This is a genomic window from Cystobacter fuscus (assembly GCF_044360685.1).
GTDB classification, from domain to species: Bacteria; Myxococcota; Myxococcia; order Myxococcales; family Myxococcaceae; genus Cystobacter; species Cystobacter fuscus_C.
Window position 1 is genome coordinate 6,834,443 of record NZ_CP043491.1, and the last position, 23,329, is coordinate 6,857,771.

At 67.9% G+C, this 23,329-nt stretch carries 21 protein-coding genes; 9 read left to right on the forward strand and 12 right to left on the reverse strand.

Annotated features, from left to right (window positions below; genetic code table 11):
• Nucleotides 1-88: 88 nt before the first annotated feature.
• Both F0U63_RS27980 and F0U63_RS27985 read right to left on the reverse strand, forming a co-directional pair.
• Nucleotides 89-1,873, reverse strand: a complete 1,785-nt coding sequence (locus F0U63_RS27980; RefSeq protein WP_395834230.1) for a glycosyl hydrolase family 28-related protein — start codon at nucleotides 1,871-1,873, stop codon at nucleotides 89-91.
• 81 nt (nucleotides 1,874-1,954) lie between these two features.
• Nucleotides 1,955-2,575: a TetR/AcrR family transcriptional regulator gene (locus F0U63_RS27985; RefSeq protein WP_395834232.1), complete on the reverse strand. Its 621-nt coding sequence runs from the start codon at nucleotides 2,573-2,575 to the stop codon at nucleotides 1,955-1,957.
• Nucleotides 2,576-2,649: 74 nt separating this feature from the next.
• Here F0U63_RS27985 and F0U63_RS27990 point away from each other — a divergent pair, with 74 nt between their 5' ends.
• Nucleotides 2,650-3,906: a serine hydrolase domain-containing protein gene (locus tag F0U63_RS27990; RefSeq protein WP_395834234.1), complete on the forward strand. Its 1,257-nt coding sequence runs from the start codon at nucleotides 2,650-2,652 to the stop codon at nucleotides 3,904-3,906.
• A gap of 24 nt (nucleotides 3,907-3,930) precedes the next feature.
• Here F0U63_RS27990 and F0U63_RS27995 read toward each other — a convergent pair whose 3' ends face one another.
• On the reverse strand, nucleotides 3,931-5,178 hold the full coding sequence (locus tag F0U63_RS27995) for a family 3 adenylate cyclase (RefSeq protein WP_395834236.1): 1,248 nt from the start codon (nucleotides 5,176-5,178) through the stop codon (nucleotides 3,931-3,933).
• Nucleotides 5,179-5,226: 48 nt separating this feature from the next.
• Nucleotides 5,227-5,427, reverse strand: a complete 201-nt coding sequence (locus F0U63_RS28000; protein ID WP_395834238.1) for a hypothetical protein — start codon at nucleotides 5,425-5,427, stop codon at nucleotides 5,227-5,229.
• 251 nt (nucleotides 5,428-5,678) lie between these two features.
• Here F0U63_RS28000 and F0U63_RS28005 point away from each other — a divergent pair, with 251 nt between their 5' ends.
• Genes F0U63_RS28005 through F0U63_RS28025 form a run of 5 tightly spaced genes read left to right on the forward strand, consistent with a single transcriptional unit; the run spans nucleotide 5,679 to nucleotide 9,501 of the window.
• Nucleotides 5,679-6,491: a hypothetical protein gene (locus tag F0U63_RS28005; protein WP_395834240.1), complete on the forward strand. Its 813-nt coding sequence runs from the start codon at nucleotides 5,679-5,681 to the stop codon at nucleotides 6,489-6,491.
• 45 nt (nucleotides 6,492-6,536) lie between these two features.
• The gene (locus F0U63_RS28010; RefSeq protein ID WP_395834242.1) at nucleotides 6,537-8,048 is read left to right on the forward strand and encodes a DUF2380 domain-containing protein; all 1,512 of its coding nucleotides are present in this window, start codon (nucleotides 6,537-6,539) and stop codon (nucleotides 8,046-8,048) included.
• A complete protein-coding gene (locus F0U63_RS28015) occupies nucleotides 8,045-8,515 on the forward strand; it encodes an NUDIX hydrolase (RefSeq protein WP_395834244.1) in 471 nt (156 codons plus the stop codon). Before F0U63_RS28010 ends, F0U63_RS28015 begins: the two co-directional genes overlap by 4 nt.
• A gap of 22 nt (nucleotides 8,516-8,537) precedes the next feature.
• Nucleotides 8,538-9,008, forward strand: a complete 471-nt coding sequence (locus F0U63_RS28020) for an NUDIX hydrolase (protein WP_395834246.1) — start codon at nucleotides 8,538-8,540, stop codon at nucleotides 9,006-9,008.
• Between the two features lie 22 nt (nucleotides 9,009-9,030).
• Nucleotides 9,031-9,501, forward strand: coding sequence for an NUDIX hydrolase (locus tag F0U63_RS28025; protein ID WP_395834248.1), 471 nt, complete (start codon nucleotides 9,031-9,033; stop codon nucleotides 9,499-9,501).
• A 45-nt stretch (nucleotides 9,502-9,546) separates the two neighbouring features.
• Here F0U63_RS28025 and F0U63_RS28030 read toward each other — a convergent pair whose 3' ends face one another.
• Nucleotides 9,547-10,257: a hypothetical protein gene (locus tag F0U63_RS28030; RefSeq protein ID WP_395834250.1), complete on the reverse strand. Its 711-nt coding sequence runs from the start codon at nucleotides 10,255-10,257 to the stop codon at nucleotides 9,547-9,549.
• Nucleotides 10,258-10,360: 103 nt separating this feature from the next.
• Nucleotides 10,361-10,579: a hypothetical protein gene (locus F0U63_RS28035; RefSeq protein WP_395834252.1), complete on the reverse strand. Its 219-nt coding sequence runs from the start codon at nucleotides 10,577-10,579 to the stop codon at nucleotides 10,361-10,363.
• Between the two features lie 144 nt (nucleotides 10,580-10,723).
• Between F0U63_RS28035 and F0U63_RS28040 the strand changes: the two genes are divergently transcribed.
• Complete coding sequence (locus F0U63_RS28040) at nucleotides 10,724-12,625, forward strand: AAA family ATPase (RefSeq protein ID WP_395834254.1); 1,902 nt, start codon at nucleotides 10,724-10,726, stop codon at nucleotides 12,623-12,625.
• A gap of 13 nt (nucleotides 12,626-12,638) precedes the next feature.
• Here F0U63_RS28040 and F0U63_RS28045 read toward each other — a convergent pair whose 3' ends face one another.
• The 3 genes from F0U63_RS28045 to F0U63_RS28055 all read right to left on the reverse strand — a co-directional run bounded on the left by F0U63_RS28045 (nucleotide 12,639) and on the right by F0U63_RS28055 (nucleotide 16,243).
• Nucleotides 12,639-13,604 carry a 3-oxoacyl-[acyl-carrier-protein] synthase III C-terminal domain-containing protein gene (locus F0U63_RS28045; protein ID WP_395834256.1) on the reverse strand — a complete coding sequence of 322 codons (966 nt, stop codon included), beginning with the start codon at nucleotides 13,602-13,604 and terminating at the stop codon, nucleotides 12,639-12,641.
• A gap of 11 nt (nucleotides 13,605-13,615) precedes the next feature.
• On the reverse strand, nucleotides 13,616-15,490 hold the full coding sequence (locus F0U63_RS28050; protein ID WP_395834258.1) for a thiamine pyrophosphate-binding protein: 1,875 nt from the start codon (nucleotides 15,488-15,490) through the stop codon (nucleotides 13,616-13,618).
• Between the two features lie 105 nt (nucleotides 15,491-15,595).
• Nucleotides 15,596-16,243 carry a TetR/AcrR family transcriptional regulator C-terminal domain-containing protein gene (locus F0U63_RS28055; RefSeq protein ID WP_395834261.1) on the reverse strand — a complete coding sequence of 216 codons (648 nt, stop codon included), beginning with the start codon at nucleotides 16,241-16,243 and terminating at the stop codon, nucleotides 15,596-15,598.
• A gap of 73 nt (nucleotides 16,244-16,316) precedes the next feature.
• Between F0U63_RS28055 and F0U63_RS28060 the strand changes: the two genes are divergently transcribed.
• Together F0U63_RS28060 and F0U63_RS28065 are read left to right on the forward strand one after the other, a co-directional pair.
• Complete coding sequence (locus F0U63_RS28060; RefSeq protein ID WP_395834263.1) at nucleotides 16,317-17,777, forward strand: FAD-dependent monooxygenase; 1,461 nt, start codon at nucleotides 16,317-16,319, stop codon at nucleotides 17,775-17,777.
• 263 nt (nucleotides 17,778-18,040) lie between these two features.
• Complete coding sequence (locus F0U63_RS28065; RefSeq protein WP_395834265.1) at nucleotides 18,041-19,705, forward strand: ATP-binding protein; 1,665 nt, start codon at nucleotides 18,041-18,043, stop codon at nucleotides 19,703-19,705.
• On the opposite strand, the gene F0U63_RS28070 is transcribed toward F0U63_RS28065, so the two are convergent.
• Genes F0U63_RS28070 through F0U63_RS28080 form a run of 3 tightly spaced genes read right to left on the reverse strand, consistent with a single transcriptional unit; the run spans nucleotide 19,666 to nucleotide 23,225 of the window.
• On the reverse strand, nucleotides 19,666-20,739 hold the full coding sequence (locus F0U63_RS28070) for a carbon-nitrogen hydrolase family protein (RefSeq protein WP_395834267.1): 1,074 nt from the start codon (nucleotides 20,737-20,739) through the stop codon (nucleotides 19,666-19,668). The genes F0U63_RS28065 and F0U63_RS28070 overlap by 40 nt on opposite strands.
• A gap of 38 nt (nucleotides 20,740-20,777) precedes the next feature.
• Nucleotides 20,778-21,320, reverse strand: a complete 543-nt coding sequence (locus tag F0U63_RS28075; RefSeq protein ID WP_395834269.1) for an AAA family ATPase — start codon at nucleotides 21,318-21,320, stop codon at nucleotides 20,778-20,780.
• Nucleotides 21,321-21,362: 42 nt separating this feature from the next.
• On the reverse strand, nucleotides 21,363-23,225 hold the full coding sequence (locus F0U63_RS28080) for a gamma-glutamyltransferase family protein (protein ID WP_395834271.1): 1,863 nt from the start codon (nucleotides 23,223-23,225) through the stop codon (nucleotides 21,363-21,365).
• Nucleotides 23,226-23,329 lie beyond the last annotated feature (104 nt).

The following is a 23,329-nucleotide window of genomic DNA, read 5'->3' on the forward strand; positions in this document are numbered from 1 at the left end:
TTGACCGCGCGTGTCACTTGCCGCCCCGCGTCAAGCACGGGCGGCCCCGCCGGGCCCGGACCGGGAGGCCGTCCTCTCGGAGCGGGTGCTACCAGCCCATGTTGCCCGAGCGCTTGTCGAAGAAGGACCCCGGCACGCCCGGGGCGTGGAGGGAGCCCTTCCCGGAGTCCTTCACCACCACGTCCTCGAAGCTCGCCCGTCCCCCCGCCTCGCCGAGGACCTCGATGCCGTAGGTGCGCGAGCCCGTGACGAAGACGTTCTCGAGCAGGAGGTTGGAGAACGTGGCGCCCTGGCTGTCCGGGTGGTTCTGGAACTGGATGCCCGCGAACGTCGAGTCGATGATGTCGATGTTCCTCGCGGTGATGTCGTTGACGGGGCCCTGGCGCGTGAAGAACCGCAGCGCGCCGTGGTTCATGCCGAACATGAGACCCCCCGCGCGGATGAGGGAGATGTCCTCGAGGGTCGTCGTCGGGGCGAAGGGGTGCGCGCCGAACTCGTTGTCGATGAGGATGCCCGAGTAGGTCAGCACGTCCTCGCACACGCTCTTCTCGAGGGTGTTGTTGTAGCCCCCGTAGATGGCGAAGCAGTTGGCCCGCCAGGGCATCTGCACCGTGTTGTAGCGGAAGACGTTGTCGTGGCTCGCGGGATCTCCCGCCCCCTTGTTGGACCACATGGCCATGGCGTCATCCCCCGTGTTGCGGAAGTGGCTGTGCTCGACCACGGAGTTGCGCGTGCCGTTGGCCAGGTTGATGCCGTCCGCGTAGAGATTGCGGAAGCGCGAGTGGCGTACCACCAGCCCATCCGTGCCGTAGGGGTCCGCGTCCGTGCCGCACCAGAAGCCCACCTTGACGTGCTCCACCCAGACATTCTCGATGCTCGTGTTCTTGCCCACCCCGCCGTTGAAGCCGTTGTTCGGGATGTCGTCGTCGCGGAAGTCGACCTCGCCGAGGATGGAGAAGTCGGAGAAGCGGCAGCCACCCTCCCCCCAGCAGTAGAAGGTGGCCTTGGCGCCCTTGAGCGTGGTGTGCCACATGCCCGCGCCCCGGATTTCGATGCCCTTGAGCGACAGGCCCAGCTGGCCTTGCTTCACCTGGTTGACGAGGTAGGTGCCTCGGGGAATCCACAGCCCCTTCTTCCCTTCCCCGACGGCCCCGTCGATGGCGTTCTGGATGGCCTCGCCGTCGTCCACGTTGTCGTCCGGCAGCGCGCCGTACTCGGTGACGGACACCAGGTCCGCGGGCTTCTCGAGCGGCGCGGCGACCTGCTCCAAGTCGATGAGGTCGATGACGTAGAACGCCGCGCTGTCCTGGGCGTCCTTCTGCAGCTTCACCTCCGCGCCCTCTGGAATCGGCTCGAGCAACGCCCGCGTCTCATCGAAGAAGGCATGCGGCTCGCCCGCGCTGGGGGTGTTGGGGGTCCGCAGTTCCTCACCGCCGTAGACCCACGAGTAGCGCGAAGTCACCGCCAGCGTCTTGACGCGCTTGCCATTCACATAGAGGCCCAGGGTTGAATCGATGCCACCACCGTCCGGCGAGTCCGGAATCGACAGACGCACGACGATGGAATTGGCCGCCTTCTTCGCGGTGATGGCCACGTAGTCGCCCGTCTTGTCCAGGCGGACCGCCTTTCGCCCGATGGCCTCGGCCTCGATGAACGCCTGGTCATAGCGCGTCCGACTGGGTCCGAGCACCGTCGCGTTCGTCTTGCCATCCTCCGCCTGGTATTCCGTCCAGGGGACGTTGGCCCCCCGGCGGGAAGCCGTATCCGTGGCATCGGAGCACGCACCACTTCCCAGGGACAGCGCCAGCAGGCCCACCGTCAGGAGTCCGTGGAAGGGAGCGGAGCGGGGTTCAACGCGAGTGTTTCGCTTCATCGATGAATGACCGTCCTTGTTGAACTCCTTCCCCTTTACCCGAAGAGCGAACCCGCTGGGCAGCTCCGACACCGCCACCTGTCACCTCCGGGGAAAGCACTTCAGCGCGAGCGAGGTGATCTTCCGCAGCTCCTCCTCGCTCGCGCCATCCCGGGCCTGCACGGACATGCCCTGGAGGATGGCGCCAAAGAACCGGGCGAGGCCCTCGGCATCCGTGGTGGAGGGCAGCTCCCCCTCGACGATGGCCCGCTGGAACCGGGCCTGGAGCCGCTCCAGCGAGGTCTCGCGCAGCCCGGCCACATGCCGGGCCACCGGCTGGTTCTCCGTCGCGCAGTTGAGCACCGCCGTGGACACCATGCACCCGTGCGGATGCCGGGGGTCGACGAACGCACGCGCCGCCTCCTCCAACACGCGGGCGATGGCACCCCGCGCCGTCGGCTCCTCCACCAGCGCGGGCACGCCCGCCGACCCATGCGTCCGCTGGTAGAGCTCCAGGGCTTCCCGGTACAGCTCCGCCTTGGAGGTGAAGGCCCCATACAGGCTGGGGGCGGTGATGCCCATCGCCTCGGTGAGATCCGCGATGGACGCCCCCTCGTAGCCCCGCTCCCAGAACACCTCCATGGCCCGCTCCAACGCGGCGCTCCGATCGAACTCCCGAGGCCGACCCCGGCCCCGGCCCTCCGTGGGATTGGCTTTTTTCATAACGATTACTCTGAAATTTCCCCGACCCGCCTTTATTTCCCGAACGTTCACTACGAATAAAGGGAGGTTCGTCGATGCGCATGAAGGTTGGAAGCATATCCGCTGCCGTCACGCTGGGGCTGTTGCTGAGCGGGCTGGCCGCCGCCGAGGAGCGCGCGGTGTCGGCGAGGTTGGACGCGGTCATCGAGCAGGCGCTGGCCGACAAGCGCGTGGTGGGGGCGGTGGTGCTGGTGGCTCGGGATGGGAAGGTCATCTACCACCGGGCCGCGGGCGAGGCGGATCGCGAGGCGCATATCCCCCTGCGCGAGGACGCCGTCTTCCGGCTCGCCTCGATGAGCAAGCCCCTGGTGTCCGCGGCCGCACTGGCGCTCGTGGACCAGGGCAAGCTGGGGCTGGAGGATCCCGTGACGCGGTGGCTGCCCGACTTCCGGCCCCGGCTCGCGGATGGCCGCGAGGCCGTCATCACGGTGCGCCAGTTGCTGACGCATACCGCGGGGCTCAGCTACGGCATCCTGGAGCCGGAGGACGGCCCCTATCACCGCGCGGGCGTCTCGGACGGACTGGATGCGCCCGGGCTGGGCCTGGAGGAGAACCTCCGCCGCATCGCCTCGGTGCCCCTGTCCTACGAGCCCGGGACGCGCTGGGGGTACTCCGTGGCCATCGACGTGCTGGGCGCGGTGGTGGCTCGCGCGGGAGGCGCCCCGCTGCCCAAGGTCGTCGAGCGGCTCGTCACCCGCCCCCTGGGCCTGCGCGACACCGGCTTCACGGTGAAGGAGCCCAAGCGGCTCGCCACGCCCTACGCGGACGGCAAGCCGGAGCCCGTGCGCATGGGCGAGCTTCATGTCGTGTCCTTGGGCGCCAGTGGCGTGCGCTTCGTCCCCGGGCGGGTGCTCAACACCCGCTCGTTCCCCTCGGGGGGCGCCGGCATGGTGGGCACGGCCGGTGACTTCCTGAAGTTCCTGGAGGCGGTGCGCGCGGGGGGCGCGCCGGTGCTGAAGCCCGCGACGGCCACCCAGGCGACGACCGGCCAGATCGGCTCGCTGGACATGCCCGCGAACCCGGGGTGGACGTTCGGCTTCGGTGGCTCGGTGCTCGTGGATCCCGCCAAGGCGGGCACGCCCCAGTCCGTGGGCACCTGGCAGTGGGGAGGCGCCTACGGGCATAGCTGGTTCGTCGATCCGAAGCAGCGCCTGAGCGTCGTCGCGCTGACGAACACGGCCTTCGAGGGCATGTCCGGGGCGTTCCCGGCCGCCATCCGGGATGCCGTCTACGCGGGGCTCGCGGAGAAGGACGCCGCCCAGGCGCCCACGGGAACGACCCCCGCCCGGTGAGCGGGGAGGACGGCGCGCCGGGCCTCAGCCCTCATGGAAGGTGAGCGCCACGCCGGAGACGGTGGCGCGCCGCTCCGTGAAGCCCTCCAGGTCCACGTGCTCCGCCAGGGCCTCGCTCAGGTACAGCCCACCCGGGCGGCCCAGGTCCTGCGCCAGCTTCGAGGCGATGTTCACCGGCATGCCCGCGATGTCCCGGCCTCCCGAGGACAGCTCGAACAGGAGGACCGGCCCCACGTCGATGCCGATGCGGCAGGAGATGTCCTCGCGTGCGAGCTCGCGGCGGAAGAGCTGGGCGAAGCCGAGTGCCGCGGGGATGGCGTCGAACACGTAGATGCCCAGGGGGCCCACCACCTTCACCTCCTCGCCCTGGTGGGAGGCGAGGTGCCGCAGGCCCGTGTCCTTCATCCTCGCGGACAGCGAGAGGTTGTCGAACAGGGCCAGCTCGGGCGTGTCCGCCTGCTGGGCCTCGCGCTCGATGAGCACGACCGTCTTGTGCTGGAGGTACTTGCCGGCCAGGTGCTTGCCGAAGGCCACGTCCTCCAGGCGAGACTGGTAGGCGAGTAGATCCGCATGGAAGGCCTGGGAGTACGGGATGGGATAGGGCTCGCTCGAGCGCCGGAGGTCCGTCAGGCGGGGCCCATCCACCACCGCCCAGCACGGGCCGAGCAGCGACGGCGGCGCGTCCTTGGGTGCCAGGGTGAAGGCGTGCCCCTCCGGCAGCAGCTCACGCAGGGCCTGGGTGATGACGATCTCCCCGCCCTCGGTGTGATTCTCGGCCAGCTCCTCGATGGCATCGGACTGCGCGCCGTACAAGCCCCCGCTGAGACCGTAGAACTCGCCGAAGTGCGCGCCCAGGCCAATGCGGATCTGACAGCCGCGGTGGATCTCGTCCTGGAGCGTCAACAGCATGGACACGAGCGACTCGGGGCGCACCGAGGGCGGGTAGAACATCTGGGTATTGTCGGCCGCCCAGATACCCACCCCCCGCCCGCCCAGCGCGGTGCCCAGTCCATGGACGAGCTGCTTGGGCTGATCGATGAGCGCCAGGATCTCGATGAGTCCCCGCTGCTGGGACAGGCGGGTCAGTCCCGCCGAGTCCGAGACGACGTTGTAGCCCTTCACCTGGAAGGACTGGAGCAGGCGCAGCGCGTCCACGTGGGTCTGCTCGCTGCCCAGCCACTGCTCGATGAGCTTGATCGGCAGGCCCCCGACGATGTCCTGCGCGACATCGAAGAGCGCGGGGGAATACTGACCCTTGGTGCGTCTGGCCACGGCGAGGCCCTCCAGAGCGAGGACCCATACCACGCCCGGCGGGTGGGATCAGGGGACGGGATGATCCGGGGGCCGATGGTTCCTGGAGATCTTCACGGTGTAGGCCACGAAGGCCACCACGGCCACGGCGAGCATCACCACCCAGGACCAGGTCAGGGGACTGTGGGCGACCTGCTGGTTCAAGGACTCGTCACCGGAGGAGGGCCCGCTCTGCGCGAAGGCCACCACGGGGGCGAGCAGCAACAACATCCAAACAGGGACCGTCCGAAGTTGTCGTTCCATGTGTTGGAAGCTGGGCACGCGGCTCACCGTTCTCAAGCGCTCCATGCATTGACGGGCATCCGAGAAAGCAGGCCCTGGGCGGGCCCACACCCTGGCACCGCGCATCTCGTCCCGCCCGCTGTGGACCGAGTATCTACGAAGGGCTTCGTTGATTTCTACGAAGAAGTTCGTATATTGGACCGGGTCCATCGCGGCGTCCGCCCGGAGGAGTCCGTCCCATGAAAGTCTCGTCCCTCTTCTTTTCGCTGCTCACGTGGGTGCTTTTCGCCGCCACTCCGGTGTTCGCCGAGCCGTCGATCACCGGCACCTGGACGGCCGACGTCAGGAAAGACACGCTCGAGCTGTTCCTGCGCACGTCGACGGAGAAACCAAAGACAACGCAGCAGTTGAACATGACGGTGCCCCTCGCCTCCTTCCAGGGCCTGTCGATCGCGGATGGCGGCACGGCGCCCTTCCGGCTCGAGCGCGAGGCGGGGGTCTTCTCCTTCGAGGGGCGCTTCTCCGACGCGAAGGGCGCGGGACACCTGCGCTTCACACACAATGAGGAATATGTCCGAGCCATGGCCGCGCTGGGCTATTCGGCCATTGCTCCGGACAAACACTACCTGCTGGCCGTCTTCGACATCACCCCGGCACGGGTGAAGGAATTGTCGGCGCTCGGTTTCAAGGACATTCCCCTGGAGGAGCTGATCCAGGTGGGCATCTTCCAGGTGACGCCCGGGTATATCCAGTCGCTCACCCAGCACGGCTACACGAAGCTGACGCTCGCGAAGCTCATCCAGTCACGCATCCATGGCGTGACGCCCGAGCGCATCCGCGCGCTGGCGGCCGAGGGCTACAAGGCCCTGGAGTTGGAGGATCTCCTCGCCATGAGCATCCACGGGGTGACGCCGGAGTTCATCCGGGAGATGCGCGAGGCGGGGTACACGAAGCTGACACCGGAGGAGTTGGTGAAGCTGAGAATCCACGGCATCGACGCGAAGTTCGTACGCTCCCTGTCCGAAGGGCGAGACACCCACAAGAAGGAGTAGAGTGCGGCAAGGGGGCCTTCGCCTCCGTGAGGCTGGGGGGGATCCATGCGCGCTGACTCGTCGTGGGCCACGTGGGTGGGCCTGCTCGTCCTGGCCCTGCTGTCCACCGGCTGCGTGTCGCTGCCACCACCGGAGCCCAGTAGGATGAGCCTGCATTACACGGCGCCGCTCATATCGGCCGCGGGGTCCAGCGTCGAGACTCCGGGCGCCCTCCTCTCCCCGTCCGAGCCCGAAGCACCGTGGCGGCCATACCGGCGCCAATCCTCCCGGGAGGAGTCGACGGCGGTGGGCTCGGACAGCGCCCAGAGGGAAGCGCGGCAGAGCGCCCTCGCGGCCCAGTTGGCTTTTCGCCGTGCCATCCTCGACGTGTCAGGCACCACCCGCCGCCTCTCCAGCGAGTTCTCCAGACTCCAGGCTGGTGGGCGGGGTATTGGCGGCAACGGCGTTCTGGTCCGCTACGTGGACCATGGCGCCCGGCAACAGCGGTGGATGGACACCCAGCTCGCCGCCGCCACCCGGCTCGCCACCGCCGCCTCGCAGGTGGAAGACCCGGACATGCAGCTCGCCCTGCTGCGCCTCGCCGGGCCACGGCTCGAGGCCTCCCTGCTCGGCTCTCTGCTGCTCTCCGTCTGGCTCGACTTGCTCCACCTCGCCGACGCGGTGTGCACCCAGCACTTCTACAGCGTGGAGCGCATGTTCGCGGACCTGGGGCGTTGGCAGCAGCGGCTCGAGCCCGCCATGACGGCGCTCTCCTCCCTGGAGCCCGGGCAGGTGGAGGCCGCGGCGCAAGACGTCCCGGTGCTGGTGGGCCACCTCACCGGCGAGTTCACCGCCACCCTCCAAGTCGCGCGCAAGGGGGCGGAGAGGGTCGAGAAGGTGCTCTTGCTCAAGGAGACTATCGAGGCGCTCTCCCTGCTCTCGGCGTTGAAGTTCTCGCTGCCCTCGGTGCCTCCGTCCGCTCCCGCTCTGCTCGGCGTGAGCCTGGTGGTGGGAGGCGACGGCGTGATGATGGGCACGCGCCTGGTGGTGTCCGCCGAGTGGGTGGAGATGATGCGCCACCTGGTGCGGGCGGGCGTCCTCTCCGTACCCGTCGTCAGTGCCGCCGTGCGGATTCAGGCGGGCCAGGCGATGCTGGCGCAGGCTCACGGCGAGCTGCCCCGGGGTGTGCGCGAGGCGCTCGGCGATGGGCCCGAGGTGAGGGGCATGCACGTGACGGGCAGAGCGGGGGCCGGCATGAACGAGCCCCCGCGACACCACGTGCTGCCCAAGGAGTTCCGCGCGTGGTTCGAGAAACGAGGCTTCACCGGCGAGATGGACATCGACCAGTTCTGCGTCGAGATGGAGCGAGCGAACCACGAGGCCATCCACGGCGGTGGGAATTGGAAGCTGGGCCGCCAATGGCCCGGCGAATGGAACCGGATGATCATGGAGGCGCTGCACGAAGCCGAGGTAACGGCTGGACGGATGTTGACGCGCAACGAGGTGCTGGACATCGTCGCGGAGCGCATGGAGGAGTACAACCTCGCGATGAACTTCATCCCTTGGAGAGGGCGATGAGTGGTGGGCGTTCCTGGGAGGGCAACTGGAGGATTCGCCTGCATGAGCGGGTCCACGAGCGCGGGTACACTTCGCTCACCGCCTTTGCCGAAGCGCGCCCCACTGCCTCGCTGGTGGCGCTGGCCAAGGAGCTTGGAGAGGACGACGTCGCCGGGGTGCAGGTGTTGAGCGGATTGCTCGCCGAGGCGGAGCAGTGCAAGCAGGTCACGCGCTTTGCTCGCGGTGTGCTCGTGCGCATGTTGTCTCAAAGTCTCCCCGATGGCTGGCCGGTCGTGCTGGACGACGCCAACCGTTTCAAGGTCGCCAAGGCACTCGGCTCGTGGATTGCCTACACCCCGGAAACCCATAAGGAGCGCGCCAGACAGGTCAGGACAGCCCTGCTCGCTACACCGCCGCCCCCAGGCTGGCGCCCGCTCGGCCCTGACGACGAGTTGCTGCGCACGCTCCTGCCCGACGAGGATGCCTGAACTTCACCTCCTGGAGAGGACTATGAGCCGGGACCATTCCTGGAAGGGGAATTGGAAGGGCCGCCTGTACGAACGGGTCCGTGAGCGCGGCTACGATTCGCTCACCGCCTTCGCGAACGCACGCCCTGCAGCCTCGCTGGTGGCGCTGGCTGAGGAGCTTGGCGAGGACGATGTCGCCGGGATGCAGGTGTTGAGCGAGTTGCTCGCCGAGGCGGAGCAGCGCAAGCAGACCACACGCTTCGTGCGTGATGTACTTGTACGCGAATTGTCCGAGTGTCTCCCCAACGGCTGGCCGGCCGTGCTGGATGACGCCAATCGCTTTAAAGTCGCCAAGGCGATCGGCTCGTGGATTGCCGATACCCCTGAAACCCATAAGGAGCGTGTCAGACAGGTCAGAACAGCCCTCCTCGCCACGCCACCGCCCCCAGGCTGGCGTCCCCTTGGGCCCGACGACGAGTTGCTGCTCACTCTACTGCCTGACAAAGAAGTCTGACTTTCACCCTTTGGAGAGGAAAATGAGCAACGGACGTGCCTGGCAGGGCAACGTGAAGGCTCGCCTGTACGAACGGGTTCGCGAACGTGGTTACGATTCTCTCACGGCCTTCGCTGATGCGCGCCCCACCGCTTCGCTGGTGGCATTGGCGGACGAGCTTGGCGAGGATGACATCGCGGCAGTGCAGGTGTTCAGCGGGTTGGTCGCCGAAGCGGAGCGAAGCCGCAAGGTCACGCGTTTGGTGCGCGGACAACTCGTGCGCGAACTGTCTCAGCATTTCCCGAATGGCTGGCCGGCCGTGTCGGACGACTCGACCCGCTTCGCTACCGCCCATGCACTCGCCCGTTGGACGACCTACACACCGGAAACGCATAAGGAGCGTGTCAAGCAAGCCAGGGCAGCGCTCCGCGCCTCACCTCCACCGCCCGGGTGGAGGCCGCTCGGACCTGACGACGAGCTACTACTCACGCTCCTGCCTGACGAAAAAGCCTGAGCTTCACCTCCAGGAAAGGCCGATGCGCGAGGATCGTCAAGGTGGTCATGGCTCGCGGCCGGGCGTGGAGTTCGCGAGCCGCGATTGCAACCAGAGCACGAGCGCGCTGGCGCGGCCCTCAAGGCTCCATTCGGCAATGGGCTCGCGCTGGACCTCGCCTCGCGCGTCCAGGAAGGTGACAGTGGGCCGGTAGTGCGTCGAGGTGTCACCCTTGTCATCCTTGCGGGTGTGCCGTTCCAAGGTGACGGCCTGGACTCGTGTCCAGTCAAGTTCGACCCGCGCCGGGCGCTCGAACGCCCCGTTCTGGTTCTTCATCGGCGGCAGGGACAAGCGCCGATTGCATTCATCGAGGATGAGATCCCACTCCCCCGAGACCATCCGCGCTTGGGTCCACCATGTGACAAGCACGCCACAAGTGAGCACGAAGCCCCAGGCGAGCCCCGCAGTGCGCAGCGATGGATGGAACTGCGTGGCCAACCCTAACAGGGGGTACAGCACGAGCGCCACGCCGGCCATGACGCACCACCCGGTGACCATGGGGCTGAGCGCGTTGAGTGTGACGTGGGTACGGCCATCGACTACGAACTCGGCCACTTGGGCCGCCTGTGCCCGGGAGAAATAGACCAGTGCGTACATGCCGAGGAACCCCAGCAGCGTGAGGGTCGCCACGAAGAGCAAGAACAGCAAATCGGCCCCTTCCAGGCCTCGCAGGAGGGCAGCGTCCTCCGGGGCTTCCGGGCGATAGAACACCGGCACGAGGGCTCCCGGTGGGTAGCGCCCGGCCAGTTCGTCCAGCCCCCCCGGCGAGAGAATGTCGAGGGATTGTCACGATAGCGCTCGCCCTCGTAGGTCCGCCCATCTACGGTGTAGCGGTATGCACCACCCATTTGTAACCTGCCTCCTCTCTGGAGGAGTCCCGCAGCACGGAACTGGAGAGGATGGTGCCTGGCACGGACGGAGCCCCCATCATCCAGAGTTGGTGCACCACGTCCCCACCAAACAGCGCGTTGAGACCCAGCGTGGCGAGCCCCCAGGGTAGGAGCAGCAGGAAGAAGGCGCGGAGCCGAGGTGCGGTCATTCATGGAGCATAGAAGAACAAGGAGCCGTTGGGGAGACGGGGCGGCGCACGCCCTCGGTAGAGCGGGAGCAACGTAGGAGGAGCGGTTGGATCCAGACCGAGGACAACAACGGGGTGGACAGGGAGAAGAATTGTGACAGGATCTTGAATCTCTCCTGGAGAAAATCAACAGCCATGTACCTATCGGAATTCCAGCTTTATAATTACAAAAGCTATCAAGATTCGGGCCCCATCGAATTCAAGCCCGGCTTCAACATCCTGACGGGACAAAACAACGCCGGGAAGACCGCCCTCCTGGAGGGGTTGGGGCTTCGATTCCAAGATAAGCCGCATCGCAGCCTGACGACCCTTCCGACGCCCGCCCATGCACTCAATGAGCATTCACGCGCGCGCTTCCGCCTTATCCTCAGCTTGACGGAAGTGCTTCAGTTCATGAGCCTTCACAAAACAACATGGGTCATTCCCTACCCCAAGAATCCCCCGAGGGCACTGAGCAATTCAGGCACGATGCCACTCTTCCAGCTTCTTCAAAATGAAGTCATTCAAGTCACGCTCGAAAAGCATCCAAGCTCGGTGATATTCGCAACAACCTCCGATCCCGCCTTCGGCTGCTACGAAAGGATATCAAGCGGACCGATTCAGTGGCTACTCATAAAAACAAACAAAGACAACCAGCCAACATGCAGTTTTCTTCACGTACAGGGCGACCTCCACGGCAACAACATCTACAAACCCCTCGAAAATGCTATCGGCGAGCACTTCCTGTCTGGAATATACAGTTTCCGTGCCGAACGCATGAACGTAGGAATCTCAACGTTCGGACCCAACCGTGAACTCGTGCCCGATGCGAGCAACCTGCCAGAAGTCCTGAACATCCTCCAAAGCAATCCCGCTCGTTTCCAGCGATACAACCAGCTCGTCAAACGCGTACTCCCCCAAGTGGAGCGCATCACGGTGCGCCCCATGGGAGCAAAGCAAGTCGAGATTCTCGTCTGGTCATACGACCCCGCTTTGGAACGAGAGGATCTGGCTGTTCCACTGACGGAGAGTGGAACAGGCATCAGCCAAGTCCTTGCCATGCTCTATGTTCTGGTGACCGCCGAGAGCCCGCGCGTCCTCATCATTGACGAGCCCAACAGCTTTCTCCACCCCGGTGCATCTCGCGCCCTGATCGAGATCTTTCGCGAGCACCCACAGCACCAGTACATCGTTTCGACCCACTCGCCTGACCTCATCTCCGCCAGCAACCCTTCCACCATCCACATCCTCCGCAAGAAGGAGGGGTCAACCGCCATCGAGAAGGCCGATGCTCGGGAGTCGCAACATCTCCGGGCCCTGCTCATGGAAGTCGGATCCCGTCTGTCGGATGTCTTTGGCTCGGACAGCATCCTGTGGGTCGAGGGCAAGACCGAGGAGATCTGCTTTCCGCTCATCGTCCAGAAGATGCTCAAATGCCCGCTGTCCGGAGTGAGCATCGTGGGAGTCCTCCATACCGGAGATTTCGACTCGGAGGACGCCCGCTCCGCCTTCCGTCTTTATGAGAAGCTCACCCAGGGCCAAGCGCTGCTTCCGCCCGCCATCGCCTTCATCTTCGACCGCGAACTCCGCCCCGAGAAAGCCAGAGAGGATCTCGTCCGATTGAGTCAAGGGAAGGTCAGCTTCCTCCAGCGGAGGACCTACGAGAACTATCTGCTTCACGCGGGGGCCCTCTCGTCGGTCATCAACGGACAGCCCGGCTTCGAGGACAAACAGACCACGCCCGCTCAAATTCAAACATGGATCGACACGCACGCATCCAACGCGGACTACTACCGCAAATCCAAGACCCGGGACTTCCTCCAGGACATCGACGCCCCCCGGCTCCTCGGCGATCTCTTCTCGGAACTCTCGGGCAACACGCTCGAATACAACAAGGTCGAGCACTCCCTGGCCCTCACGGCATGGTTGCTCGACCACGACACCACGCCACTCCAGGAGATTGCCGACCTGCTCGCGAACCGGTTGCCCACCACGACGAGATCCCTTGCTGGCACCCGTCCGCGGTAGGTGACCATCCACGTCAGACACGCACGAGCAGGGCGAACTGGTGCGCGCCGATACCCAGACCCACCATCACCAGGTACTTCGTGCGCAGCTCGCGATGGAAGCGCGCCAGCGTCACGGGGAGCGAGGCGTGCACCATGTTGCCGAAGTCCTCGTAGGTATCCAGGTACTCGCGCGGGCGGAGCTGCGCCGCCCAGTGGTCCATCAGCTTGCGCGTGGCCTGGTGGGAGATGAGCGTGACGTCGTCGCGGTGGATGCCATGCCTGGCGAGCAACCGCGCCACGAGCCTCGGCGGCCCATCCATCCCCGAGGACAGAAAGGCCTGGATGCCCGCATCCGGCGCAATGCCATACGTGGGATGCTCCACCCCCGAGCCAGGACGCGACGCCATGGTCATGGCGCCGTACTCGCCGCTGAAGGTGTCCGCCGCCCAGTCCACCAACACCAGGCGCTCGCCCGCCCCCACCACCGCCGCGCCCGCCCCATCCCCGATGCCGATGGCATGGCCCTGGCCGTAGTCCATGTTGCGCGTCCACCCCGAGCCCACCGCCACCAGCGCGTGCCGGATGCTTCCCGCCCGCAACGCCTCCCACGCCAGCACCACGCCCATCAGGAAGTTGGTGAAGTCCGCCTGCACCGGGATGACCAGCGTCCCCTGCCCCAACCCCAGCTCGCGGTGCACCGCGTAGAGCGCGTTGGGCGAGACGAACTCCGACACGGACACGTAGCCATACAGCCGCTCCACCGCCTCGGGCCGCACCCCCGCGTCCTCCAGCGCCACCCGCCCGGCCCTGGCCGTGAGCGCCGCCAGCGACTCCCCGGGCGCCAGCACCCGGCGCTCCCGGTTGCCATAGAAGAGCGCATGTTCCCCTCCACCCCGGGCCGCAGCACGCCGCAGCGGCTCGAAGAGGGGATCGTCATTGCGGCGCACCTGCTCCGGCACCGCCGCCCCCACACCCAACAGCGCGAAGTCACCCGACATGGCGGACCTGTCTACCTGCCGTCCGAGGCCACCGCGGCGAACCGGTCCCCGTACGGCGGCACCTCGCGGTAGTCGACGCGCGCGATGATGACCTGCGGCTGTCCCAGCTCGTCCGCGCGGCGCAACACCTCGGGCAACAGCGCCGCGAGCTGCCCCGGCCCATCCACGGTATACGCGCGCGCACCGAGCGACTCGGCGAAGGCGGCGAGGTCCGGATCTCCCAGCCCGTAGAAGTCGTCCTCCAGCGGCACCGTGGCGTCCTGGGCGTGCTCCCCGTGGTTGACCATGCCGAGGAAGTTGTCATTGAGCACCAGCGTCACCGTGCCCACCCGGTAGCGCGACGCCGTCAGCAGCTCCGTGCCATTCATCAGGAACGCGCCATCCCCGGTGATGGCCACCGCGGCCCGCTCCGGCCGGCCCAGCTTGCCGCCGATGACCGCTCCGCAGGACCAGCCCATGGAGGACAAGCCGCACGGAAAGAAGATGCGCGTGGGGGGCGTGAGCCGCAGCAGGTGCGACGCCCAGCCCGTGCAGTTGCCCATGTCGATGTACAGGTCCATGTCCGGACGCAGGTGCGCGTTCAGCTCGGCCATGAGCTGCTGCGGCTTGACCATGCCCTCGGCCTGGGGCGCGCGGAGGCTCGGCACGGGCTCGCGCGACTCCACCATCCGCGACCAGCGCTCGCGCAGCCGCTCTCCCCCGGGAGGGCCGCTCCGCCGCCCCCGCTCCACCAGGCCCGTCACCACCGAGCCCACGTCCGCGACGATGGGCAGGCGCACCGGCAGGAACTGCCCGATGTGGGCCGACTGGGCATCCACCTGGATGACACTGTCGATGGCCTGCAGGTGCTTGTTGAAGCCCCGGCTGGCCCACTCCCCCATCCGGCTGCCCAGCACGAGCAGCACGTCCACGCCCTCGCGCACATACGCCTCCGCGCGCCGGCTGCCCGCCAGCCCCAGCACCCCCAGCGACAGCGGCTCGTCCTCGGAGAACAGCCCCTTGCCGCGCAGGCTCGTGGCCACGGGAATCCCCTGCTCGGAGACGAAGGCGGTGAAGGCCTCGCCGTGGCTCCCCAGGGCCTCGCGCGCCCCGGAGCCCAGGACGATGAGCGGCCGGCGCGCGGTGCGCAGCAGTCGGAAGGTCTCGTCCAGATCCTCGGGGGCCGCCGCGGGCGGGCGCGCGCGGAAGGCGCCCCGGGTGGTGGGCAGCAGGGCGTGGCGGATGCGCTGGCGCGCGATGTTGGAGGGGATGCTCAGGTGCGCGGCCCCACCGGGCAGCCCATGCACCACCCGCATCACCCGCGCCAGCAGACGCTGGAAGCTCTGCGCGTCCACGATGCCCGCCGACACCGCGCTCGCCTGGCGGAACACCTCCACCGTGTTCACCCCGTGCGTGCCCGTGCTCTCCTGGATGGCGTTGAGGCCGAAGCGATCCGTGGCCACCTGCCCGCTGATGGCCAGGAGCGGCACGCCGTCCAGGTGCGCCGAGGCCACGCCCGTGAGCGCGTTGGTGGCCCCCGGGCCCGCCGTCACCAGGCACACGCCCAGCTTGCCCGTGGCGCGCGCATAGCCGTCCGCCATGAAGGCCGCGCCCCCCTCGTGCGAGGCGATGACGAAGCGGATGGCGCCATGCCGGCGCAGCGCCTGCTGGAAGGGCGCGATGTTGCCCCCCGGTATCCCGAAGACGGCGTCGACCTCCTCCGCCTCCAGGTGCGCCACCACGCAGTCCGTGACGGACACCTCCTCCACCCGCCGGAAGCCCACGCCCCGCGCCTCCCACTCCCGGGAAGCCCCGCCCCCCACGCCCTGGGCCTCCAACGCCAGCAAGCCCGGGGGCAGCGCGGGGGGCGAATCGACCTGGAACTCGATGTGCGAGGAGAAGGACATGGGCGGAGGGACGACTTGCAATGGGGGTGTAAAAATCCAGCCCCAATACACCAGGCAGGCGCACCCGACAAGCCGCGTCATCAGCATTCCGCGTTCCTGCTGGAATCAGGACGAAGAGGCGCCGGGGAGCTCGGCCCGCAGGCCGGTGATGAACCGCTCGAGGCCGAAGGCGAAGCGCGTGTCGAGGTCCGTGTCGAAGATGGCGTCGAGCGCCGCGAGCACGTGGGGGAAGCGCTCCTGGGGGAAGGAGGCGAAGCGCGCGCGGCTCCGGGGCAGGTCCACGGGCTCGGGGTTGAAGCGCGGATCGAGCGCCTGTTCCTCCATGCAGAAGCCGATCACATAATAGACGAGCGAGAAGCAGCCCCAGGCGGCCACACGCGAGGAGGCGCCCGCGCGCCGCAAGGCCCCCATCAGGGCCTCGCTCACGCGCAGGATGTTCTCCGTGACGATATAGGTGCCCGCGAAGACGCGCGCCCCGTCCCGGCGCGACAGCAGCGCCCGCCGCAGCCCGGCCGCCACCCGCCGCAGCTCCTCGTCCCAGGGCAGCGTGGGCTCCACGTCGCGCGCCACCGGCTCCACCAGCGCGTCCGCCATCCCATCCAACAGCGCCTGCTTGTTGGCGAAGTGCCAGTAGAGCGACGGCGCCTGGATCTCCAGGCGCTGCGCCAGCTTGCGCATCGTCACCCCTTCGATTCCCGCCTCGTCCAACAACACCAGCGCCTCCCGCACCACCTGCTCCCTCTGAATGCGCATGACTCCTCCGGGCCCGCGCTTGACAGCCTAACACCGTTAGTCCACAACTAACGGTGTTAGATTGGAGGCGGTGATGACACGAGAGCAGGTGGAAGTGGCCGTCGTGGGGGGAGGCCCGGTGGGGTTGATGCTGGCCAGCGAGCTGGCCCTGGTGGGCGTGAAGGTGGCGGTGTTCGAGCGCAGGAAGGAGCGGATCGCTCAGTCACGCGCCCTGTCCGTCCACCCGCGCACCCTGGAGATCCTGGCGCTCCGGGGGCTGGCGGAGCGGTTCCTGGCGCGCGGCACGCCCCTGCCGACGGGGCACTACGCGGGGCTGGACACGCGCCTGGACTTCTCGGTGCTGGACACGACGTTCCCCTATTCGCTGTTCATCCCCCAGGCGCTCACCGAGGCGCTCCTGGAGGAGCGCGCGCGGGAGGTGGGCGTGGCGCTGCACCGCGGCTACCGCGTCGGCGGGCTGTGGCAGGACGCCGAGGGCGTGCGGCTCGAGGGGGAGCGGGAGGACGGGACGTTCCAGGTGAGGGCCCGGTACGTGGTGGGCGCGGATGGCGCGCGCAGCGCGGTGCGCACGCTCACGGGCATCCCCTTCCCGGGCACCGACGTGACGAGCACCCAGATGCTGGGGGATGTCGTCCTCGCGCAGCCGCCCCCGGGGCCCGTGATGTCGCGCACGAGCCCGAACGGCGGCGCGATGCTCGTCCCCCTGGGCGACGGCGTCCATCACCGCATCGTGGTGGTTTCTCCCGGCCGCCAGCACGTCCCGCTGTCCGAGCCCGTCACCCTGGAGGAGCTGGCGGGCGCCACCCGCGAGGTGGTGGGCACGGACTTCGGGATGCACTCGCCGATGTGGCTGTCTCGCTTCGGTAACGAGACGCGTCATGCCAGCAGCTACCGCGAGGGCCGCGTGTTCCTGGTGGGTGACGCCGCCCACATCCACATGCCGGCGGGTGGACAGGGCCTCAACGTGGGGCTCCAGGACGCGATGAACCTGGGCTGGAAGCTGGCGGGCGTGCTGCGCGGCCTCGCGCCCGTGTCGCTCCTCGACAGCTACCACCACGAGCGCCACCCCGTGGGCGCGCGGCTCATCCAGAACACGCTGAGCCAGACGGCGCTCATGACCCAGTTCAACCCGGCGGGAATGGCCCTGCGCGACACCTTCTCGGCGCTGCTCACCTGGCCCCCCGTCAACCGCGTGCTCGCCGAGCAGATCTCCGCCTTCGACGTGGCCTACCCCTCCCCTCCCCTGCCCGCCCCGGAGGGACTGAAGGTGGAGCCCGGCGTCTGTGGCACGCGCCTGGCCGACCAGCCCCTGTGCGGTGAGGCAGGCACGTCGCGCTCGCTCTACTCCCTGCTGCACGAGGGCAAGTGGCTGCTGCTGCGCCGGCCTGCCTCCTCGCATGTCGAGCTGCCCACGTCCTGGCGCGGCTGGACGACCCCACTCACCGCCGAGCTGTCGCGCGAGGTGCCGGGCCTGGGCGCCTGGAGCTCGCTCCTGGTGCGTCCCGATGGGCACCTGGGTTACGTCTCGCATTGAAACGACCCGCCGCCCTGTCTCTCCTTCCTCTCGTCGAGCCGCCCACCAGACGGGCAATCCCTGACATCCCGTAGAAGTCCACCCGCCCCCGCGTCTGCCTTCTCCACCGAGGGCACGGGCTTTCTCACGCCGTGTCTCTCCTTGGAGGAAGAGCAGGCGGGGTGTGATTTCCAATGAAGCGGAAATATGTCATTATGGCCGGATTCTCGCGTGAGCACCCGGCCCGGGGCACCGTATCGATTGAGAATCAAAGGAGAGGATTGATGGATACGACGGCGTCCGGAGGCGCTGGGTCCGAGAATCCAGAGGGGGCCGTCCGGAGGGTCTCCTCGGAAGCAGCGCTCCAGGTGCTGCTGTCCAGGCGCCGATCGGGCACGGACCCCACGCTCCTGCACGGGCTCGTCCGGCATGTCGCCGACATCTTCGGCGTCACCAGTGCCGTGCTCGTGCGGCGCAGCCCCGGCGAGGAGCTGCTCCACCCGCTCGCGCTCTGGAGCCGGGGCCAGTCCCACGAGGAGCCCGCCGTCATGCCCCGGGGCAGCGTGCTGGACGAGATCTTGCGCCAGGACGTCTTTCATTGCCCCGAGGACGCGCACGCGCGGTTTCCCGAGGATGGATGGCTGCGGCGCCTGGGCCCCCAGGGCGTGCTGGGCATGAGTGTGAGGAATTCACGGGAGGAAGTGCTCGGGGCCCTGGTGCTGATGCATGACGCGCCCTTGAAGGTGGCCTCCACGGACCTCGCCTGGCTGAGGGCCTTCACCCTGCTGGCGAGCACGTCCCTGGAGTATCTCCAGACACGGGCCGAGCTGGACGAGGCACGTGACTTCCTGCACAAGACACTCAACGCCATCCAGAAGCCTGTCTTCGTGAAGGACCGGCAGCACCGGTTCGTCCTCACCAACGAGGCGTTCTGCCGCTTCATGGGCGCCTCCCCGGAGAGCCTGCTCGGCAGGTCCGACCATGACTTCGTGCCCCCCCACGAGGCGGACGTCTTCTGGCAACAGGATGAACAGGTCTTCACCACCGGCCAGGCCAACGAGAACGAGGAGACCCACACGGACGGCGCGCGGGGCACCCGCACCCTCGTCACCCTGAAGGCGAGCTTCACCAGCGCCAAGGGCCAACCCTTCCTCGTCGGCGTCATCCGCGACGTGAGCGAGCACAAGCGCATGGAGGCCCATCTGCGGATGGCGGACCGGATGGTGACGGTGGGCACCCTGGCCGCGAGCGTCGCGCACGAAATCAACAACCCGCTGTCCTATGTCAACGCGAGCCTCTGCTTCCTGCGCGAGCAGCTCGCCCAGGAGGACGCCTCGCGGCTGTCGCTGGACGAGCTGCGCGAGGCGGTGGCCGATGCGCTCGAGGGCACGGGGCGCGTGCGCACCATCGTGCAGGACCTGAGGACCTTCGCGCGCGCGGATGACGAGCGCGTCGAGCCCATGGACATCCATCAGGTCATCGGCAGCGCGCTGCGCATGGTGCGCCACCAGTTGGAGGGGCACACGCACTGGGAGCTCGAGCTGGAGCCGGTGCCACAGGTGCTGGGCAATCCGGCCCGCCTGGGCCAGGTGCTGGTGAACCTGCTGGTCAACGCGCTCCAGGCCTTCGTCCAGAGCGCGCCCCGGCACAACCGGATCCGCATCGCGTCGCGGGTGAGCAACAAGGGCCTGGTGGTGGTGGAGGTGGAAGACAATGGGCGGGGCATGGCGCCCGAGGTGCTCGCGCGCCTCTTCACCCCCTTCTTCACCACCAAGCCCGCGGGCGAGGGCACGGGACTGGGACTCAACATCTCCCAGTCCATCATCCAGGCCATGGGGGGACGCATCGAGGTGAGCAGTACCCTCGGCCAGGGCAGTACCTTCCGGCTGCTGCTGCCCCGCTTTCCCTGTCAGGATCCCGAGCTGTCCCCCGGCGACGGAGACTCCTGACGGAGGAACGTCGCACCGGGCCGCTCGCGCTCGTCCACCTCCAGGCGGAAGATGTCGGGTCGGCTGTAGTGGCCGCAGGGGTCGAAGTCGAGCCGCGCCCGCGTCAGCATCCCGAGGTCCAGGTCGGCCGTCAGCACGCCCTCCTCGCCCCAGAGCGGGCCCGCGAGCACCTCGCCGAACGGGGAGATGATGACGCTGCCGCCCCGGGACATGATGTGCGGGGTCTCGGCGGGGAGGGCCTCTTCGCGGAGCACCTCGGGCGGGTACATGTCGCGGGTGACGAACTGGTTGCACCCGAGCACGAAGCACCGGCCCTCGTTGCCGATGTGGCGCATGGTGGCCTGCCACGTGTCGCGGCTGTCGGCGGTCGGGGCGAGGTAGATGTCGACGCCCTTGGCGTACATGGCCGCCCGAGCGAGCGGCATGTAGTTCTCCCAGCAGATGAGCCCGCCGATGCGGCCGAAGGGCGTGTCCACCGTCGACAGCGTGCTGCCATCGCCCTCACCCCAGATGAGACGCTCGGAGCCGGTGGGCTTGAGCTTGCGGTGTTTGGCGAGCAGCGCTCCATCGGGCCCGAAGTAGAGCTGCGTGCAGTAGAGCGTTCCGCGCGTGAGGCGATCCCTCTCGATGACGCCGATGGAAAGGAAGACGCCGTGCGCGCGGGCGATGCCTCCGAGGCGCTCGATGGCCGGGCCGGGGATCTCCATGGACTGCTCGTTGTAGAGCTGCCAGAGCCGTCGGCCGGCATCGCTCCGGCTGCCCACGACGAAGCCGAAGCCGAGTCCGCGGGGATAGGCCGGGATGAACGCTTCCGGGAAGAGCACGAGGCGCGCGCCGGTGTGGGCGGCGCGGGCGGTCCACGAGGCGACGCGCTCGAGCGTTCCCTCGAGATTGAAGAGCACGGGAGCGGCCTGGACGACGGCGACACGGACCTGCGAGGAGTTCGACATGCCGCGGAGGATAGACGGCGGCCCGGTGTCCGCGAAGCACTCCGCGGCCGTCTCCTCGCGGGCCTGGTCCAACAGCCGTGCCACCAGTCGGCGCGCCTGATGCCCCAGAACAGCCGCTGGGGTCAGTCGCTCCGACCGCCGCGGAGATGGTTCAGCACCTGCCGCAAGCGCTGGTGAGGAGCGCCCTCCACCGGGAGCACCTCAACGTCGAAGTCGAGCGAATTCTCCAGGATGATTTCGCTGAGCCTCTCGTCCACTTGAAGCCTGAAGCGGGCATCCTGCGCTCGAGGAAGCGCCATCCGATCCCGACCTTCGACAGGCACGAAGACGATGAGATCCAGTGTCTTGATCACGGATCGCACACGTGGCAGCCACGCCTCGAGTTCGAACGCATCGGCATCACGATGCGTGAGCAGGTAACCCAGGAAGTCTGCTGGGCACCGGTCGAAGATCACGTTCGACCCGGTTGACGCCAGGCTCGTGAGGGATCGTTCAAGCTGCTCCTCGAAGTCCTCCAGCGAGGGCGGATCGGCGAACTCGTACCCTTCTTCCTCTAGAAGGTAGTAGGGCTCCTCGACGGCGGTGTACTCCGGAAGAGCGACGGACAACTCCTCGACAAGCGTCGACTTACCCGCGAAATGAGTGCCCGAGACAGCGATCCGCATGAGTACCTCGGTGATCTGTTCTTCGTGCCCCCCAAACCTGGCTCAGTAGGCCAGGGCCACGCCATCCTTGCGCATCTCCGTGGCCGCGCCGTAACGGCCCGGCCGGCGCTCGATGCACTGGTAGCCGCCAAAACCCCCATCCGGCTCACCCAGCTTCCACCCGAGCGCTACCAGCGCCTTCTTCGTCGCCTCGGGCACGCCCGTTTCCAGACGCAGCAGGCCCGGCGTCTGTTGTGCCTCGCCCGTGGGCTCGGACGAGCCCTCGTGGTGCCAGCGGGGACTGTCCCCGGCCGCCTGCAAGTCCAACCCGTAGTCCACCATGTTGATGATGATCTGCGCCTGTCCCTGGGGCTGCATGTCTCCCCCCATGACGCCGAACGCCAGCCACGGCTCGCCCCCGCGCACCGCGAAGCCCGGGATGATCGTCTGGAAGGGCCGCTTGCCGGGCGCATACAGGTTGGGGTGCCCGTCGGTCAGCGAGAACAGCTCGCCCCGGTCCTGGAACATGAAGCCCAGTGTGGGATGGCCCGCGCCCGTTCCGTCCGACACCAGGCCCGAGCCCATGCCCCGGAAGTTGGACTGGATGAGCGACACCATCATCCCGTTCTTGTCCGAGGTGCACAGATAGGTGGTGTCGCCCCGGCTCGGCGCGTCCATCGGCATCACGCGCTCCAGCAACCGATCGGCGCGGATGAGCTTCGCGCGCTCGGCCGCGTAGGCGGGGCTGTTGAGCTGCTCCAGCGGCGCGCGGAAGAAGGTGGGATCGGCGAAGTAGCGGGCCCGGTCCTCGAACGCCAGCCGCTTGGCCTCCACCTGATGGTGGATGGATTGAGCGCTCTGGAAGCCCATGCCACGCAGATCGAAGTGGCGCAGGATGCCGAGCATCTGCAGGGTGCTCAGCCCCTGGCTGTTGGGTGCCAGCCCATAGACGTCCACGCCGCGATAGTCGGTGGACAGCGGCTCGGTCCACTCCGAGTGGTGGGCGGACAGGTCCGCGCGCGTCATCCAACCGCCGATGCGGCGGAAGTAGCGCTCGATGGCCTGCGCGATCGGACCCGCGTAGAAGGCGTCCCGCCCGCCCCGCGCGATGAGCTGGTAGGTGCGCGCCAGATCCGGGTTGCGCCAGACGTCCCCCTCGGCCGCCGCGGCGCCCGGGCCGTAGACGCGCTCGGCGTTGGCCGTCTCCTCCACTCCCGAGTCCGGCTTCAGGAAGCGCGCGAGGTTGCGGCCGAGGTAGTAGCCAATCGTCTGGACCTGGGGGACTCCCGCCTGCGCGTGGGCGATGGCCGGCTGGAACAACTCCGCCCACTTCAGTCGGCCATAGCGCTGGTGCAGGGACCACCAGGCATCCACCGCGCCGGGCACGCTGACCGACGTCATGCCCACGCGGGGCACGTACCCCTTCACCGCGCGCCGGCGCACCTCCTCCAGGGACAGGCCCCGGGGCGAGCGGCCCGAGCCATTCAGTCCCACCACCTTGCGCGCCTTGGGATCCCACAGCATGGCGAAGCAGTCCCCGCCGATTCCGCAGCTCACCGGCTCCACGAAGCCCAGCACCGCGTTGGCGGCGATGGCCGCGTCCACCGCCGAGCCCCCCGCGCGCAGGATGTCGAGCGCGGCCAGGGTGGCCAGGGGATGCGCCGTGGCGGCCGCGCCATTCATGCCCCAGGCCGCTGAGCGGCTGGCGTAGCTCGCCCCGGCGATGCGATCCCCAGAGCGCACATCGGGCCGCTTCAGGTTCGGGTTCACGGCTCCGGCGTCGGCCCGGGAGGGAGCCGGCGCGGGAGCGTCATCGGTGGTGCGAATGGGCGCGGTGGGCGGCGTGGGCCTGGGCTGCTCCGACGTCGCCTGGGCGACGGCCGAGAGACCCACGGGAAGAGCGGCGAGGAAGGTACGGCGGCGCATGACGGCTCCCAAGCAGAAGAGCCGCCACTATAGGGGCTGGCACGCGGACAGAACCCCGTCCGCCCCCCGGCATCGCTTGCCGTGTAGGTGCATCTGCCCCGCAC